This is a genomic window from Lysinibacillus sp. NPDC059133 (genome assembly GCF_042755925.1).
GTDB lineage: Bacteria > Bacillota > Bacilli > Bacillales_A > Planococcaceae > Lysinibacillus.
In genome coordinates this window covers 93,063-109,887 of the sequence record NZ_JBHZDH010000005.1, presented here as the reverse complement: position 1 = coordinate 109,887, position 16,825 = coordinate 93,063, and the positions used below count along the sequence as shown (strand labels likewise).

The 16,825-nt window shown below is 36.9% G+C and carries 16 protein-coding genes and 1 pseudogene; 4 read left to right on the top strand and 13 right to left on the bottom strand.

Features of this window, described 5'->3' with window-relative positions:
- Nucleotides 1-319: 319 nt before the first annotated feature.
- The 10 genes and pseudogenes from ACFXN8_RS04555 to ACFXN8_RS04510 all read right to left on the bottom strand — a co-directional run bounded on the left by ACFXN8_RS04555 (nt 320) and on the right by ACFXN8_RS04510 (nt 10,530).
- The gene (locus ACFXN8_RS04555; protein ID WP_386843125.1) at nt 320-448 is read right to left on the bottom strand and encodes a hypothetical protein; all 129 of its coding nucleotides are present in this window, start codon (nt 446-448) and stop codon (nt 320-322) included.
- Nucleotides 449-735: 287 nt separating this feature from the next.
- Nucleotides 736-1,548, bottom strand: a complete 813-nt coding sequence (locus ACFXN8_RS04550) for a hypothetical protein (protein WP_386843123.1) — start codon at nt 1,546-1,548, stop codon at nt 736-738.
- A 33-nt stretch (nt 1,549-1,581) separates the two neighbouring features.
- The gene (locus tag ACFXN8_RS04545) at nt 1,582-3,096 is read right to left on the bottom strand and encodes an aldehyde dehydrogenase family protein (protein ID WP_386843121.1); all 1,515 of its coding nucleotides are present in this window, start codon (nt 3,094-3,096) and stop codon (nt 1,582-1,584) included.
- Between the two features lie 14 nt (nt 3,097-3,110).
- Nucleotides 3,111-3,656, bottom strand: a complete 546-nt coding sequence (locus ACFXN8_RS04540) for a hypothetical protein (RefSeq protein ID WP_386843119.1) — start codon at nt 3,654-3,656, stop codon at nt 3,111-3,113.
- A 21-nt stretch (nt 3,657-3,677) separates the two neighbouring features.
- A complete protein-coding gene (locus tag ACFXN8_RS04535) occupies nt 3,678-5,624 on the bottom strand; it encodes a primary-amine oxidase (RefSeq protein ID WP_386843117.1) in 1,947 nt (648 codons plus the stop codon).
- Between the two features lie 176 nt (nt 5,625-5,800).
- Nucleotides 5,801-5,910 (bottom strand): annotated as a pseudogene (locus tag ACFXN8_RS04530) (GNAT family N-acetyltransferase); the annotation flags it as partial.
- An 87-nt stretch (nt 5,911-5,997) separates the two neighbouring features.
- Complete coding sequence (locus ACFXN8_RS04525) at nt 5,998-6,543, bottom strand: GNAT family N-acetyltransferase (RefSeq protein WP_376076684.1); 546 nt, start codon at nt 6,541-6,543, stop codon at nt 5,998-6,000.
- 15 nt (nt 6,544-6,558) lie between these two features.
- Nucleotides 6,559-7,092 (bottom strand): isochorismatase family protein, encoded by a 534-nt coding sequence (locus ACFXN8_RS04520; protein WP_376076686.1) that lies wholly within the window; start codon nt 7,090-7,092, stop codon nt 6,559-6,561.
- 521 nt (nt 7,093-7,613) lie between these two features.
- Nucleotides 7,614-8,546, bottom strand: a complete 933-nt coding sequence (locus ACFXN8_RS04515) for a stalk domain-containing protein (protein WP_376076689.1) — start codon at nt 8,544-8,546, stop codon at nt 7,614-7,616.
- Nucleotides 8,547-8,757: 211 nt separating this feature from the next.
- Nucleotides 8,758-10,530: a glycerophosphoryl diester phosphodiesterase membrane domain-containing protein gene (locus ACFXN8_RS04510; protein WP_386843114.1), complete on the bottom strand. Its 1,773-nt coding sequence runs from the start codon at nt 10,528-10,530 to the stop codon at nt 8,758-8,760.
- A gap of 258 nt (nt 10,531-10,788) precedes the next feature.
- On the opposite strand from ACFXN8_RS04510, the gene ACFXN8_RS04505 reads away from it, so the two are divergent.
- Nucleotides 10,789-10,986, top strand: coding sequence for a hypothetical protein (locus ACFXN8_RS04505; protein WP_376076693.1), 198 nt, complete (start codon nt 10,789-10,791; stop codon nt 10,984-10,986).
- 503 nt (nt 10,987-11,489) lie between these two features.
- On the opposite strand, the gene ACFXN8_RS04500 is transcribed toward ACFXN8_RS04505, so the two are convergent.
- The gene (locus ACFXN8_RS04500) at nt 11,490-11,828 is read right to left on the bottom strand and encodes an ASCH domain-containing protein (RefSeq protein WP_376076696.1); all 339 of its coding nucleotides are present in this window, start codon (nt 11,826-11,828) and stop codon (nt 11,490-11,492) included.
- Nucleotides 11,829-12,396: 568 nt separating this feature from the next.
- On the opposite strand from ACFXN8_RS04500, the gene ACFXN8_RS04495 reads away from it, so the two are divergent.
- The gene (locus ACFXN8_RS04495) at nt 12,397-12,747 is read left to right on the top strand and encodes a hypothetical protein (protein WP_376076700.1); all 351 of its coding nucleotides are present in this window, start codon (nt 12,397-12,399) and stop codon (nt 12,745-12,747) included.
- Between the two features lie 189 nt (nt 12,748-12,936).
- Here ACFXN8_RS04495 and ACFXN8_RS04490 read toward each other — a convergent pair whose 3' ends face one another.
- Together ACFXN8_RS04490 and ACFXN8_RS04485 are read right to left on the bottom strand one after the other, a co-directional pair.
- Nucleotides 12,937-14,511, bottom strand: a complete 1,575-nt coding sequence (locus tag ACFXN8_RS04490; RefSeq protein WP_386843111.1) for an amidohydrolase — start codon at nt 14,509-14,511, stop codon at nt 12,937-12,939.
- A 233-nt stretch (nt 14,512-14,744) separates the two neighbouring features.
- Nucleotides 14,745-15,329: a biotin transporter BioY gene (locus tag ACFXN8_RS04485; protein ID WP_386843109.1), complete on the bottom strand. Its 585-nt coding sequence runs from the start codon at nt 15,327-15,329 to the stop codon at nt 14,745-14,747.
- A gap of 546 nt (nt 15,330-15,875) precedes the next feature.
- Between ACFXN8_RS04485 and ACFXN8_RS04480 the strand changes: the two genes are divergently transcribed.
- Nucleotides 15,876-16,085, top strand: coding sequence for a hypothetical protein (locus ACFXN8_RS04480; RefSeq protein ID WP_376076707.1), 210 nt, complete (start codon nt 15,876-15,878; stop codon nt 16,083-16,085).
- A 29-nt stretch (nt 16,086-16,114) separates the two neighbouring features.
- A partial coding sequence (locus ACFXN8_RS04475; protein WP_386843107.1) for a DUF2167 domain-containing protein occupies nt 16,115-16,825 on the top strand: 711 nt, incomplete at its 3' end.

Below are 16,825 nucleotides of genomic sequence, written 5' to 3'. Positions count from 1 at the left end.
TTATAAATATAAAATTAATAAACAAACATTTTTTTTACAATTGCCCCTTGGCGAATTTGAGTCCGTATTTTTATTTGTGCACCCAAAATAAAAAATCCATGACATCCGCCGGAGGCTTTATCTTCATTCAGTAGATGTTTGACTGAATGGAGATAAATATTTCTTATTTTTATATTATGTAATGTTATTTGTTTTGTTCATCTCCAAATATGGGAGTTGTTTTTAAGCTAATAATCCAACAGCCACAGAAAATAAACCATTTCTATGGTTGCATACGCTTTAATACCGATAATATGCACTATCATAAAAATACCAAAAATTATTGCTGCTGGAATTTCAGGGAATAAGAAATCCACATATCCTCCCATACAATCGCTACTACTGGTCCTGCGATTATATATTGTAGAAGAACCCCGATTCCCGTAATAAAACCTTCATACCTTCCCATAGCTCCCCTTACAAAAGAATAAGGGTCACCTGCATGTGGTAATATTGTAGAAAGTTCAGAAATTCCTTATGTCATAGTAAAATACATTGTTGCCATAAGTAATGTTGCAATTAACATAAATAACCAAATTCACCTAGTCCAAAATTCCAGCCAAAATTAGGGTAACGAATCGTTAATGTAGTTAAACTAAATGTTTTTTTCTGGAAGAAAGAATACAGTTCATGAATAAAAAAAACATACTAAAATGTTAGTATGTTTTTTTAAGAAAGAGTGAAAGCTTTGAGGGGCTAATAAGATAGAAACTTTCGTTTTATATTTTTCCAACCTAAAAATTCTTTTATATATTCAGCAGGTGTTATGACAAGTAAGCTTTTAAAATCTTTGTAATAATGTGAAGGATCATAGTAACCATATTGGTCAATGTTTACAGGTGTCTCTTCAAAAGAAAAATGTTGAAGTAAGAGTTGAATACGTATGAATTTACTTAGCTTTTTTGGTCCAAATCCAGTTTTTTTGTAGAAAAGTTCTCGGATATATCGCTCAGAATAACCTGTTTTATGCTGAATTACATCTGGTAAGAACAGCCCATTATTTTCAATAATAGAATCAAAACAAGTAGCGAATATTTCATCACCTAAGCTTTTTTCCTTTTTTTGAGAACAAAAATACTCATTACAAATCTGCACTCTTTGTTCGAAATCACCTGCTTCAAAAACAGCTTGTATAAATTTAGAGTCCAGTGTGCAGCCTAATTCAACATTTACAAACGGTTGTTGAACAATTTGTTTTAATGCGCAATTGTATTGAATAACTGTTTGTTTCGGATTTAGACGAACACCAAAATATTTACCTTTTGGGGTAAATGAATAAATTTCACGTGTAGTCGGGGTATTCCCTAAGACAACCTTTTGATCTTTGCCAATGTAAAACATTAAATCTTGGCAAGCATCAGGAATAACATGAATATCACTATTAATGCCTATTGGTTCAAACTCATAATAAAATAGTATATCCTGGTTTAAATTGCTGTTTGGAGTCAGTTCTCTATAAGAATACGTTTTTTGGACCAATTCAGGTTGGATTGGATAATAGCTACTCAATAAGCCGCCCCCTCACTTCACTCTTAGGTAAAATTAAAAGAATCCTTGCGCCTGTTCATTGTAACTAGCTAAAACACATTTAGTCGATTGATACGATTCTAAAGCTTTTAAATGATTTTCTCGACCGACGCCTGACTTTTTGTAGCCGCCAAATGCTGCACCAGCAGGGTATTGGTGATACGTATTTATCCAAACACGTCCTGCTTGGATCTCTCGACTTGCTTTATAGGTAACGTTTGTATTACGTGACCATACAGCTGCCCCTAATCCATACATAGTATCATTTGCAATTTCAATCGCTTCCTCGAAGGTTTTAAACGTAGTCACTGCCAATACTGGACCGAAAATTTCTTCTTGGAAAATACGCATTTTGTTATTGCCTTTAAAAATAGTTGGTTTAATAAAATAACCATCTAAATTATCAAGGTGATTTTCGGCGCCACCGATTAAACATTCTGCGCCATCTTGTTTGGCAATTTCAAAATAAGAAAGAATTTTTTTATGTTGTTCTTCTGAAGCCTGTGCACCCATCATTGTTTCAAGTTCGAATGGATCACCCACTTTAATTTGCTTTACTCGTTCAATAGCTTTTTCCATGAAACGATCATAAATAGACTCATGGATCAAGGCTCTAGATGGACAAGTGCAAACTTCACCTTGATTTAAAGCAAACATAACTAATCCTTCAATCGCCTTATCTAGATATCCGTCATCAGCATCCATGACATCTTCAAAGAAGATATTAGGAGATTTGCCACCTAACTCTAGTGTAACAGGAATTAGATTCTCAGATGCATATTTCATAATCAGTTTGCCGACAGCTGTAGAACCCGTAAAGGCCACTTTGGCAATACGTGGACTTGAAGCTAACTCTTTCCCTGCCTCTACACCAAAACCATTAATGACGTTTAATACACCTTTTGGTAATAGGTCTTGAATAAGTTCAACTACGAATAAGAATGATACCGGCGTTTGTTCTGCTAATTTTAATACAACACTATTTCCTGCAGCAAGTGCTGGCGCCAATTTCCAAGCTGCCATTAAAATAGGAAAGTTCCATGGAATGATTTGGCCAACTACACCAATAGGTTCTTGGAAATGATAAGCTACTGTATCCTCATCAAAAGGTGTCACTTGCCCTTGTTGTGCGCGAATGGCACTTGCAAAATAGCGGAAATTATCAATTGCCAATGGAATATCAGCATACATAGTTTCACGAATCGCTTTCCCATTATCCCAAGTTTCTACCCTTGCAATTTTTTCAAGGTTTTCTTCCATACGATCAGCAATGGCTAGTAAGATACGTGCCCGTTCTGCTACGGGTGTTTTCCCCCAAGTTTTTTGGGCTTCATGAGCGGCATCTAATGCTAGCTCTACATCTTCTTTTGTTGAACGAGCTACACGTGTAAATACTTCTTTCGTGATAGGCGTAATATTATCGAAATACTCTCCATTTACAGGTGCTACCCATTCACCACCAATAAAATTGTCATATTCCTTTTTGAATTGAATGCCAGATTTTTCAATATTCGGTTTAACATTTAGCATAATTATCGACCCCTTTAATGATGATGTTGATGCTGTTGTTCTTCTTTTGCAGGTACCTCATTTTGAATCTCAAAACTACTTAATACTAGTACACAAAGCATTAAACCAGCCACAATATAAATATGCTTTGGAATGGCTTTTATAAAGATAGGAAACATCTCACGATTCCATACACCGATAGAAATGATAGCACTTACAATAAACATCATTGTAAAAAAGATAATGCTTAACGTTAAATATTGGGTGGTCATTAATGTTAGCATCGCGCCCATCATTGCTCCCATAAAACTAGATCCTACACTTTCCATGAATAGGTACATTGGTAAGCCTGTTGACAGTAAATAGCCTAATGCAATAGAAATAATAATAGATGCTATTGCACCTAGTACCATATCCGGAAGCCAGGTAGCCATATTCATCCCAACAGCAGTACTCATGGTCATAGAAATCAGCATTATACAGCACTTGGCCATGCCATGATTAGCAAAACGCTGTTTTAATAAACGGTTAGTGATTACCGTAAAAGTAACAATCACCAACATGCTTAGGAATGGTAGCATCTAATCACTCCTTTAAGAGTTTTATTGTATATGACAAGACGAGGTTGTGTGACACTTCTTGTCCGGTCTAGGAACGTCTATTGCTGGGTTTCGATCAAAGAATCCAACTGGTTTCAATTGGAAATTGATGTATGCAGTTGGCATTACAGGCCAATCTTCAGGGCGCGGGATATGATGATGGCCCATTGTGTACCAAACGACGATATCTTCATCATCAATTGAACGGTTTTTCTCAACGTATTTTGGAAGTCCATCTCCTCCAGCATGTTGATTTGGATACATACCTGTTGCATATTTTTCATTTTCATCAAATTGCGTAACGTGTAAATGGTGTTTGAGGAAACCAGCACGTTTCATAACGCTTGCTTCTTCATGAGCAAATGGGAAGCAATTTTCGCCAGGCAAAATTTTATATCCAACAGGTTGATTCACTCGGTTAAGTGATTTTTTATTGATAATTTTCCAAGTACGCTGCGTTTTTAAATCTAAATTACGTAACGCTTCCTTCTCCGTTTTAAAGATACGTGAAAGAGGATAGAAACCATTGGCATTCGGATTGTGTTCTCCCAATGTTTCTGATACTGTTTCTGTTTCAACTACTGAGTTATTTTCACCGTCTAACATCGTATCAAGTCGGAAATTAAAGAAGTGTTGATGATGTGATGCGTTTAATCCTGGAGAAATCTCAGATCCATATTTTGTTTGGATGCCATCTTCACATGTACCAGTGCTTAAAATACCTGTTAGTTTGACTTCAGCTTCAATCGTACCGTCTTGGTAGAAACTCCAATAGAAGCCGTAATCATAATTTCCAACTGTACAGAAAAATGAAATCACTAGTCGACGTGAGCGCCGTACTTCTACATGACCTGTACGCCAATCTGTATGTTTCCAACCAATCCCGTAATCTTCTTCGTGTAAGCAAATCGCATTTTTGATCGTACGCGCATTTCCTTTAACATCAGCTACAACACCATCAAAGTATTGAATTTCGCCTAAGCAGTCGCAACCTAGTTCTAACGAATTGGCTAATTGACCCATTCCATATTCACCAGCATCAAAGGCATTTTGTGTGTTATGCGAAAATGTTGGTTCACCATAAGGGACAACCATTTCTGATAATGCTGCACGATAAAGAACTGGACGATCCTTGCCTTTGTCATGGTAATTAATTGTGTATAATACAAGGCCCTCACGTGGTGTAAATCCATAGCGGAAACTCCACTTTTGCCATTTGATCAAATTGCCTTCAATTGTAAAGCTTGGACCTTCAGGTTGAATGATTTCCAATGGTTTTAAGTCATTTCTAAACACAATTGATTCATCAACTTCAGGATGGTAATTACCTGATGTTGTTGGAATTGGACGTACCCCGTGATCTTCTACTTTGTAAACTTCCATTTTGTTTAGGTCTACATACGTTACAATACCTGTTAAAGGGTAAGCATATCCGTTATCTTCTAGCGATTTTTTTTGCCAACAAATCGCACGAAGTAAACGTTTACCTTCATGTTCCTGAACACCAAAATTCCCTGCTGACCAAGGATCCACCATAATTAATTCAGGGTTGTCAATGCCACGTTTCTGTAATGCTGCTACAAAATCAGGGTGGCTCTTTACTAATTCTTCACATTGCTCAAATTCCTCTAAGGCTACATTTGGTTGTACGCCAGGAATATGTTCGTAGGAATCAACTTTTTCTGAAGTTAAATTTACAACTGCTTCATATGTTTTCAATTCTTTATCATCTAAAATCACTAAAAATACTTGGCGATCTACAGAATTACCTGGTTTGTAATTTAGTACTTCTGATTTTTTAGGTTCATGTAACATCACCGACATAAATCGTACATGTTCAGACAACTGTTGTTGTTCCTTGACTATTTGAACAGCTTTTTCAATTTCTACTTCAGATAATGGTGATAATGGGTGGCTTAGCTCAACGTTTGGATTAACCTTTACTGACATTCTATCAACCCCTTATAATTTGTTCTCTTTAATTATAATCAGAAAATTCAGCAAAAGTTATTGTAAATAACGGCATTTTTACAGATAAGTTACTTTTAGCTAAAAATATACAACATTTTCTACTTTAAGCGTTATTTTTCAAAAACACTAATTAAGCTATTTATAGTTCTCTTCAGGAGACCACCATTTAGACCGTCTTCCATCTTGCCATAGCAATTCTCAATATACGTATCGTTAAATTCAAATATGCATTACGCGTTTGTAAAGGATCGTATGTCCAGGTCATTTTTTAGTAGCTAATTTGAAAAGCAAGTTGTTTTTGTTGTAAAAAAACCAGCTAAGCACCTATTTGCTTAGCTGGTTTATTTTAAAATTATGCCTTAATTCTTCCCATGACAATCGTATTATAATAGTTGCCATCTGAAAGGAGTTTATCATTTTTTAAGACGCCTTCAACTTCAAAGCCAAGCTTTTTATAGAGCAAAATTGCTTTGTCATTTGTCTCTACAACAGTCAAGGCCATTTTTTTAATGTTATTAGCGTCAGCCCACTCTATCGAAGCATTTAAGAAATTTTTACCTATCCCATAGCGCCAAAATTCCTTTAAAACACCTACACCAAATTCTACTTTATGAGCAATTTTTTTAAATGGCGAGCCCGCACATCTAGAAAATCCGACGATGCGATTATCGACCACTGCCACTAAACACAAATTTCTTGGACTTTCTGAGTCGTCCTTAATAATCGCTTCAAATCCTTTCGTATCGATAAAGCCTTCCCCTTGTTCTCGATCGAAATTTTCCGTTTCTCCATCAAGCTGTAGCCTTAAATCAGATAATGCTTGGGCATCTTCGATATTGGCAGATCTAATTGTATAATGAAGTTCATTGATATAGAATTCTTGGCTATTTATGAGCATTATTGAAACCCCTCTTTACTTAGTTTTTAAAAAAGTACTTGGCTGAATGTTCACGAATCGATTGTGCCATACGGACTCATGATGCTTTATAATTTGCTGCGCATTTAATACGTGACTATCTAGTGTGGAATGTGCATCTTCAACTAAAATATTATGATGGTATCCACGGCTATAGGCGTTTCGGATGGTTGTATCAAGACAAAATTCTGTTTGAGCACCAGCGAAAATAAGCTGTTCAATTTGTTGTTCCTGTATGTATTGTGCTAATTCCGTTTGATAGAATGCATCCCACGTTGTTTTTTGAATCACTTTATCCTCTGGTTGTCTTAGAAGCCCGTGATATAGATCCCAGCCTGGCTTACCAAACGCAAAATCGTCATCCTTATTTGAATCTGTATGCTGGATAAAAATAATAGGAACTTCACTATTACGAGCCCAAGTTATTAACATATTAATATTATTTAACACTTTTTCATAATCAAATAAGTAGTTTTCACTATCCAAAAAGAATGCTTCCTGCATATCCACTATAATTAATGCCTGCTTCATATAGTTCTCCTTTAAGAATCTGACTTTAATTCTCTTATTGTACAAAAATACTCTTTGCATTTAAAGAGAATTATGAGAAATGAATAGCTCATCACCGTAGCGTGTAGTTGATTTCCGTTCCGACTGGGCGCTTTCCTGGGGGCGTCCGATGAGCCGCTTCGCTTTGCTCCAGGGTCTCGGGCCAACACGATGTTGGTCACGAAGGCGTTATCACAGGATGTGATGGTTTTAGCCTTCGTTCCTCTATCGCTAATCCCCAAGGAGTCACCCAGTCTCCACTCCAATCAACTTACTCACATGACATATGTTTTAAATAAAATGTCACCTCAAACTTCCAATGATGGACCAAAATTTAATAGAAATCACTTTTATGGCGCATCACCATAACGAGGGGTTGATTTCCTTTCCGGCTTTATACTTTCTTGAGAGCGTCAAATGAGCCGCATCCTTTCTAAAGCATCTACTGAGTCAAGATAAAACCCCCTCCACAGCGCGATGCCATGAAGGGGGTAAACAACATTTTATTTCATTAATTCTTCAACAAATTCAACTGGTACATATGTTTTTGTTGGTTCTAATAAAGCTGGTGCTACTTCAAAATGACGAAGTGCTTTATTATAGCCATATTCTTTTTGACCACGCGTAATGGTATAAGATAATGCGCCTTTAGAAATAATAGCGCCATATCCTGTTGATTCTACTTTAAAGCCTAACTCTTCGGCAATTAAACGTAGTGGTACCATTTTAGTACCTTCTACCTCATAAAAATCATTGTTAATAATTTCTTGTACAGCAGCTTTAGACGGATCCTCTTTACCAGGCTCTTGTGCAATCGTATCTAAAACGACAACTTTTGAAGGTGGTGTTTGTGCTGGAATGCTCATTGTTGTAATTTTGTAGAACACTAGTAAATGTTGGTCTGCTAAATCCTTCGCTTTTACTTTTTTACCAGATAGGCTAAGTAATTCTGTTTCTTTGCCAACATTTAATTTTAACGTGTTATCAGTATTCACTAATTCTTTATTGAAAAAGTCTACTTCAACAGTTCCCATTTCTTTTGTTTCCACAATAATTACTTCTGGGTTATATTGTGGTGGATAAATCATAAGCATTGGCTTATTTGCATATGTGTAAGCTGTTACTTGATCACCCTTTTGTAGTTTAACTTCTTTACCAGTATTATCGAAAACTAGTGTTTCGTCATTTACGACAAAAACATTTGTATTTTCGTCTTCTTTCACAGTGTAATAAGTTGAATCCTCACGTTTTTCAACATTCTCAATTGTTCCAGCTATTTTAATAAAAATAGGTTGAACTTGTGGATTTTGCTCATTATTATCAGTAGCGTTCGTCACAACGGCTTCTCCTTCGTTGGCTGATGCAGTTGGAGCTACTACAGCGCCCCCGATTAATAATGCTGACATTGCAAATGGTACGACTTTCGTCATTTTCATAAAAAAAGCATCTCCTTCATTTCCCGAATTCATAGTAGTAGTCGGTTATAAAAGAAAAAGGTTACAGCATTGCCAACTTTTTTTAGCATTCCCCTAAAAAAGCCACGATTCTTCATCGTAAAGAATCGCGGCTTTCCCTTATACTGTTTGGTTCGCGGGTATTTGATCACCTCGCGCGGGTATTCCATTTAATCAGGTTGTACATGTAAATTTAAAACATGAATTGAAATAGGTTTAGTATACGCTGTAAAAAGTATTCACGCTCATTTTGCTTTCTTCGTATATCCAAAGCCGTATCGGGGAGATCGGTAATGACTCCATTGACATTTTTCCGAATAAATTCATGTAATGACCGATTATTATTCAATGTCCATACAAACAAATCAATTTTTTGTTGCTTCATCTCTGAGATTAGCTGGTCTGTTACCCATGCTTCCTCAAGTGAAATAAAATCAACCGTTTCATCCATCGGCCCGATATTTAATGCATAGACAATCCCAACATGTAAGTTCGGCGCCAATTTTTTTAACTGTGACATCATTTGAGGATCTGAAGATTGCACATAATACTTATCGAGAACCTTGTAAGCCTTTAGTTTTTTTACTAACTTGGGCAATACATCTTCCTTTTCTTTACCATGAACTTTTAATTCAATCAGTAAGGAAACATTTAGTGATTTTGCTATTTCAATAAAATCATCTAATGATGAAATTTTGTCGTTAAAGCCATTAGCATGAATGGTTAACGTTTTTAATTCACCGAGCGTCATATTGGCGATTACACCATTTTTACCTGTAAGTCTTCTTAATGTTTGATCATGAAATACTACGAATTGTCCATCAACGGTTTGTTGAATATCGATTTCGATTAAATCTGCACCCGAACTTGCTGCACTAACAAGGCCGCTGATCGTATTTTCCACATTCCCCTTCGTGTAGCCACGATGTGCAATTATTTTTGTATCTGGTGCATAGACACTTTTCTCTAATGAAATAACATTCATCACACTTAATGCGATGAAAACAACCAAAATGATGAAAGTCAATGGCTTATAGCGTCTTTTTCTAAATTTCGGTGTAAATCTTGACTTACCTAAAATTGACGTATTATAGGTAATTGCCACCATTACTTGTGAAAACATTGCTTGCAGTAAACTAAATAACACGACAAAGACCATTTCTAAAAAAGCAAGAGTAATTGCCGCTGTGACAAGTGCTGTACTAGGAATCAAACGCTCCAAAATATATAATGGCAAGGTGCTTATAAGCGTAATTCCAAGCATTACAAGTAAATGAACCGTAACAAGCATAGCTAATAAGCTAAGGAGTCCCAACAAGCCCCGCTTTGAAAAACGCCAGCTCTGTATAAATGAACGAAGTATTGATATTTTCGGCTGGATTGTAAAAATCGGCAATGCCAAAATGCTACGTATCCCCACTATTACTAAAACAATTGTAATAGCCGCATAAAGTAAACGACCAGAACGACTGCTCATGATTTCATCTGTCAAAAAATGCGGAAGGGAAATGGCTTGTGTGAACGTAAGCGGAAATATTAATGAAGTTAATGGCAATAAAAGTGCAATATAAATAATTAAAAAAAGAATTTGAATGCTAAAAAAGTAAATAACCTTACGATTGAGTTGCTGCCATATGTGTAGAAATCGATAGCGAATACCTCTTTGTTGATGAAAGGCCATTATATAAAGAAAACCCATTTCATAATAAATAAATAGCAAAATGAGCATTATCAAAAGAATAATCATCGAGATGACAAAGGGATGCCCCATAAAACTTTGAATATTTTGCTCAGTAATATGTGTGTACCCAGTTACTCGCAGCATTAGCTTAAATACGATAGCTGTTACAGGAACAATTAATAAAAACTGAAATAATCTAATCAGTGCGAAAACCTGTATATAATCAGAGCGATACATATAAATATTGTAGACGGCTTGTCGCATTACTTGTCCCGTTTTGTGCATTTACTCACCCCAGTCATACCTATCGTATCCCCTATCTTAAGCATCTTTACGATTTTTATAAGCTTTTCCCTATAGGATATGTAAAGACATTTATTTCAAATTACTTTTAGCTCTTGAAATACAATTTGTCCCATATAATATGCGAGGAAAAATGATTCGATTTCTGTATTTATAGTGTCTAAAAAAATTTTTTTGAAACTTTTTTGTATGTCACTCAGTAAATAATAAAATCGATACAATTTAAGGGGGCTAATAATTATGATACATACGATTTTTAACCTGAGAGATATTATTAGTACAACTGTACTTCTTGTAAGTTTCCTCGCCATTTTTTTCGTAATGATTAAGATGATTAAAAAAATGAAATCGACAGCTCCTCTACCTCCTGAAGAAACACTTCAGCACAAAGTAGACGATTTAACAACAAGGGTGAAAACACTAGAAAATCGGGATTAAGAGAAATGAAGAATTCAGCATATACTGAAGAAGAAAAAATGATTCAGCGTTAGATAAATTTAGACAGGTTTGGGTTGAAGCAACAGGAGTTCTTGCGTTTTTTGAAATTTCTGTGCACCTTGTGACGATGACTGGAGATCTCCTAGTGCTAGTTCAGTGCCATTTGAAAGGTGGGAGGGTGAGCGCTTTTGTAATAAAAATATTGGAGGGCATCCAAGAAATTGCTGCTTTCGTATTATTATTTTGTGGCTATATCTATTTCAGACAACTGAAAAATAAGCGATTAGAAAGAAAACTTTCTTGGTTTGAAATTGTTATGTATGTTATAACAGGGATAGCCATTTTCTTTTTTGCAGGTAGTTTTCTTTTGTTTTTTTTGGATAAGTTTCTTTATTAAATAAATACAAAATGGATTGAAAATGCTTAACGGATTCGGTTTTTGAGCTCCAATTCGCAAGCTAAATTAGCAATAGAAAAAGCAATGGTATTTCTTTGCCATTGCTTTAATATTTGATGATTATTGCTAATGCTCCCCACTCTTTTTCTTGTTCTGGAGTGTAAATCTCATATGTCCCGTCTATCATTTCTTTCATTGTCCATCCTTCGCAATCGAATTCTGTAAAAGGAATATCTTCGTACATTTCCCTAAACGTATCATATTTTATTACTCCTGTTACTTGAACTTGTAATGTTTCATCTTGTTGAGGAACCTTAATAAATTCAATCGTATCGCCAACTTTAATTTTCCTTCTCTTTTCATCGTTCAGACGAACTTCTACTTTCTTTTTTCCTTCTAGGATGGATTGAAAATATTCTCCATACAGTCCCATTTTATGAACCATTCCTATCACCTCTTATTCAATTTTACCAAAAATGATTCAGCTGCAGAAAATTCTTTAACTATTGCATATAGATAATGGTGGGCATCCGATTGCCGAAATTCCTTTGAAAAGGAAGGCCTTAAAGAATGATCTTCATTGGTCACAAAACGCCATTCAAAAGCTGTTTGATATGCTGGAAATGAGCAATCATGGTATAAGTCGAATTGATGTGTAATCTTGCATGGCGAATTTAATCAACTGGTCCTCTTTCAAAAGAACGGTCTCAAGAGCATTACCTCCCCAATGAAATAGCCCAATCATATACTCCATCGCTAGGAACACATCACACTAATAAGGAATGAGTTTCCTCTGCATCACCCTATTGGCTGCCGCCCATCCCTTTTTTATTGAACAACAGCTTTAAAAAAGTTAGGATATATTTGTTAAAGTTTTTTATTGTGGGAGATACAACAGGATTGTTACTTTCATATATTGCTAGCGAAATATCACGAACAGCAGCTTTGGGAGCAATAGCTTTCATTATTAAGAAAATTAGTAAAAAAAATAAAAATCTAAAAGGAGCAGAATAATGAGCGACTATTTCCGAATAAAGAAAAGCCTACCATCCGATGAGCCAATAAAATACACGATAAACAGGGATTATCTCAATAAATCAATTGAGGAATATGAGAAAAATTTGAAGGAATATGATGCCAAGATTGAGAAAGAAAAAATGACCGTTGATGAAATCTTTGCACTTGATTCGGAACAGCTTGAAAGCATGACGATTGAGGAATTGACAGCATGTGTCAGTACGCTACATTCAGCTTCAGCAATTCGAAAAATGCCAGTCGGGAAAGATGGGGCAATTTTGTTAGACCGAAATAACCCAGCAGATCGAGAGTGGTATGAAAACGACAAAGATTATGACATATTGTAAGGAGCAGTTGCGACTGCTCTTTTTTCTTTTGTTTGTTCCCCTTCATTTCAATTTAACTTTAGCCAAAGTAGTTTTTGCTATTCTTTTTATTTTTGCTTTCTCGAGTATTAGATTGACAACCCCACTGCACCCGCACTCTGTTGGCATTGAACAAACTTCTTTTATCGACAAGCAAAAACGCTGTAAAGTTTATTCTTTACAGCGTTTTTCATAAACAATACGGCCATCCACAACCGTATAAGCAACTTTTACTTGTGGAACGTTTTCAATAGCTATCGTAAAAAGATCCTCTTCTAGAACAGTGAAGTCTGCTGTATAGCCCTTTTCAATCTTACCTCGAATATGGTCTTGAGCGATTATTTGTGCAACTCCTACAGTATAGAGTCGTACTGCTTCAAAACGTGATATTTTCTCCATTGGACCGTAGCCGTTATGAGATTCTCCAAAATTCCGTCTTGTTACAGCAGCGTATATACCATATAAGGGATTTGGTACTTCAATCGGGGCATCACTGCCACCCGCAACTACTAATCCGCGATCAAGCAGCGATTTTAACGGGTGCAAGCCTTTCGCTCGTTTCTCCCCTAGCCTAGCTAGTTCTGCTGCATACTCGCCCTGCACAAATTGCGGCTGCATATCCACTGCGACAGGCAACGCAGCAAGTTTTTCTAAAATTTCTTTATCTACCAAACTACAATGAATAACACGATCTAATTGACCTTCTCGCGGCGGATAAGTGGTAAATACGTTTAAAATAGTTTCAATGGCTAAATCGCCAATGGCATGCACTGCCACTGTTTGTCCATGCTGACGCGCCAGTTGAACATAATGCTCTAATTGTGCAGTTGAGTGAACAAGCATTCCGCAATTGCCTGGCTCATCATAGTATGGTTCTCGTAAGGCTGCAGTACGTCCTCCAAAGGCACCATCGATAAAGATCTTCATTGCTCCAAACTCTAGATACGGAGAAGATGTTTCTTCCATCTTGGCAACTTCCTCAAATACTGTGTGGTGTTGTAATAAATGAACTTTAAACGATTGCTTTGCCTCGACAATCTTTCGAAAAGCATTTATAGGTTGAAGCGGAGGCCCGTAATAGCTTAAATCCTCAGAATGACCACCCACTAAGCCATATGATTGTAAGGAGATTACCGCCTTCTCAAGAGCATCCTCGATATAGTCGGGCGTAATATGGGGCATATGGTTTACAATCATATACAATGCTGCATCTTTTAAGACGCCTGTTAACTGCCCATCCACCTTATCGATGACGCCCCCCTCTGGTGATGGTGTGTCCTTTGTAATGCCTGCAAATGCTAATGCCTTGGAATTAGCTAAGATTAAATGATGACAGCTGCGTTTAATTATTAAATGAGCTTCTCCTAGAGTATCAAGCTCTGCTAATGTTGGGAAAATTGGAACTTCAAATTGTGTCTCATTAAGCCCTATCGCGATTACCCATTGATCCGCAGGAACTTCCAGCATCCTTTCACGAATAATGGCTAGTAGCTCGTCCTTACTTCTAACGTTCGATACATCAATATGCTTTAATTTCTCACCGTAGCCAATAATATGTAAATGACTATCGACAAAGCCTGGATACATCACATTTTCTTGTAAATGCCGAATAGAAGTAGCTTGTGGCGACAAGCTCTCTACTGAGCCTGTCGCCACAATTTTTCCTTCTTTAACAAGGACTGCTTCAACTGTTTCGCCAGCTTGTGCCATCGTGTAAATTTTTCCACCTGTCCATAACGTTGCCAAAACAATTCCTCCTATGCAATCGCTTCTAATCAATTATGCTTCGGCATAATTGCGTCCGGAATCGGCTTTTTGCTTAGGCCTGCGTGATGCAGGTCAGTTAGCCGTTATCGCATGGATGCGATGATTTTAGGCTAACATCCTATAGAACTCCTTTCCGATTCCGTGATATCCGCCGGAGGCTTTGGGCCAACGTGATGTTGGTCACTCAGTCGTTGCCACAGGACGTGGCGTTCTTAGACTGAGTTCCTCTGTTCAGCGAGTGTTTGGACCCCGCTGAAAGAAATTAAATGTGCTCGCTCTAAGCGACGACGAACAATTACGCCAAACCATGCTGCTAGAACAGCTTTCACAATACCTACGACGATAAATGGTGCCGCACCACCCATAAATGCAGCTGTCCAAGTTAAATCTCCGACAATTTTTAACCAAGTCGTTCCAAACGCCAATGTCACAACCATTCCAATAATGTTCGCAACAATTGCATGGTAAATTGTAAGCCCAAATTTATCTAAGTATAAGCCCATTATAATTGCCGTAACAAGGAATCCAACAATATAGCCACCTGTAGGACCAACTAAAATACCCAATCCCCCTGAAAAACCGCTAAATACCGGAAGACTAGCTGCACCAAGTAAAATATAAAGCAGTACTGATAACGTACCAACTTTTGTCCCTAAAATAGTTACGACTAAGCCTACTGCTAATGTTTGTCCTGTAATTGGAATAAGTGGTAGCGGAATCGTTACTTGTGCAAGAACAGAAATAATCGCTGCACCAAATGCCGCTAACACATAATGATATGTACTACTCTTCTTCAAACTAAATTGCCTCCCCTTGTGCGTTAACTATAAATGAAAATAAGTTAACACAAAGATAAAGCAAATGAAAACTGTTGTCAATCTATTTTGAGAAATTGCTATAGTGAACTAGCAATTTTTTATCATAAGGCCATGACCAAAGTGGTGTATTCATAGGATCGTCCGCTTGTAATTCAAACAAATCAAGAGTTATTTGATAAACCAAGAAAACCACACCAACCAAATAAAACCCAACCCTTTTCCAAAAAAGGCTATCGAAAAAATGCGTAAATATGATCAGTCACATATACATATTGAATGTACGATTCATTAACAATCTACAATTAATGTTGGTTTTTTGACTATCATTAGTCCATTTGGATTAAAAGTTATTCGGAAAAAGGCCCGTATCTTGAAAACGAAAAATGGGTATCTCAGTCTCCAACGTGAGCTAGCAAGCGGCAGAAATTGTACCAGCATATTTTCAGTTGGAAGAATTCGTATTGTAACAATTTGGTTTATATGGTAACCTACTTAAGTATTTTTCCATTATTAGGGGGGTAAGTTATGTTTCGTACTGGTATCATATTTTTAATTTTAGGGTTAGGTGCATTTATACTGCCGCAATTCGGTCTACAATTCAAATTATTTACTGTTTTTGGCGACATTTTTGGCGGAGGCGAAACCTTTGTCGAAATTGCTCTTGCAGGTATAGGCGCTGTCCTAGTATGCATGCATTTATTTAAAGGAAAGAAGGACAAGTCGTCCGCAGCATAAGAACATGTGATTTTTAGGAGGAAGTTATTTTGAAATCGTGGATTGCAAAACTATTAAAATCAGTAACTGTTATGACTTTAATTATGATGGTGTGTGCGGTTCCCGCATTCGCCGAAGAAGAGCTGAATTGGGTAGAAGGTGGACAGAAAGTTGACGTAGGGACCAATTTAGCGGAACTGGAGTTAGGCAGTGATTTTATTTTTCTTAATGCAGAAGATACGAAAAAGTATCTAACGCAGGGCGGAATGGAACCGAGCGGGTCAGAAATCGGCGTGATTTTCCCAAAGGATGAAAAACAGACTTGGGCCGTTTATTTCGAATATGAAGAATCTGGACATATAGAAGACGACGAGAAAACTGATATCGATGCTGATGCTTTGTTAGACAGCTACAAAGAAGGTACGGAAGAAATGAATAAGGAGTTAAGCCCTGAAAATCAATTATTCGTTGACAAATGGGATGTTGCTCCATTCTACGACAACCAATTACATAGTTTGTCGTGGTCTTTATTGGCGCATGATAATCAGAACAACGGTGTTATTAACTACAATGTGCGAATTCTATCCCGCCAAGGCTATATCTCAGCGATACTCGTCTCAGATCCAGCGAATTTGCAGGCCGATCGTATAGTGTTTAACAACAAGATCCTAAAGCAGTTTAACTTAAAGCAAGGTCAGCGCTATGAGGATTTTGACAAAAAAACCGATAAGGTAGCTGAATACGGCTTGACAGGATTAATT

Coding starts and splice junctions, on each gene's coding strand:
- ACFXN8_RS04555 (WP_386843125.1), bottom strand. CDS start 448: ATGGGAAGGTATGAAGGTTTTATTACGGGAATCGGGGTTCTTCTACAA.
- ACFXN8_RS04510 (WP_386843114.1), bottom strand. CDS start 10,530: ATGCACAAAACGGGACAAGTAATGCGACAAGCCGTCTACAATATTTAT.
- ACFXN8_RS04520 (WP_376076686.1), bottom strand. CDS start 7,092: ATGAAGCAGGCATTAATTATAGTGGATATGCAGGAAGCATTCTTTTTG.
- ACFXN8_RS04495 (WP_376076700.1), top strand. CDS start 12,397: ATGAGCGACTATTTCCGAATAAAGAAAAGCCTACCATCCGATGAGCCA.
- ACFXN8_RS04525 (WP_376076684.1), bottom strand. CDS start 6,543: ATGCTCATAAATAGCCAAGAATTCTATATCAATGAACTTCATTATACA.
- ACFXN8_RS04540 (WP_386843119.1), bottom strand. CDS start 3,656: ATGCTACCATTCCTAAGCATGTTGGTGATTGTTACTTTTACGGTAATC.
- ACFXN8_RS04480 (WP_376076707.1), top strand. CDS start 15,876: ATGTTTCGTACTGGTATCATATTTTTAATTTTAGGGTTAGGTGCATTT.
- ACFXN8_RS04505 (WP_376076693.1), top strand. CDS start 10,789: ATGATACATACGATTTTTAACCTGAGAGATATTATTAGTACAACTGTA.
- ACFXN8_RS04545 (WP_386843121.1), bottom strand. CDS start 3,096: ATGCTAAATGTTAAACCGAATATTGAAAAATCTGGCATTCAATTCAAA.
- ACFXN8_RS04500 (WP_376076696.1), bottom strand. CDS start 11,828: ATGGTTCATAAAATGGGACTGTATGGAGAATATTTTCAATCCATCCTA.
- ACFXN8_RS04515 (WP_376076689.1), bottom strand. CDS start 8,546: ATGAAAATGACGAAAGTCGTACCATTTGCAATGTCAGCATTATTAATC.
- ACFXN8_RS04535 (WP_386843117.1), bottom strand. CDS start 5,624: ATGTCAGTAAAGGTTAATCCAAACGTTGAGCTAAGCCACCCATTATCA.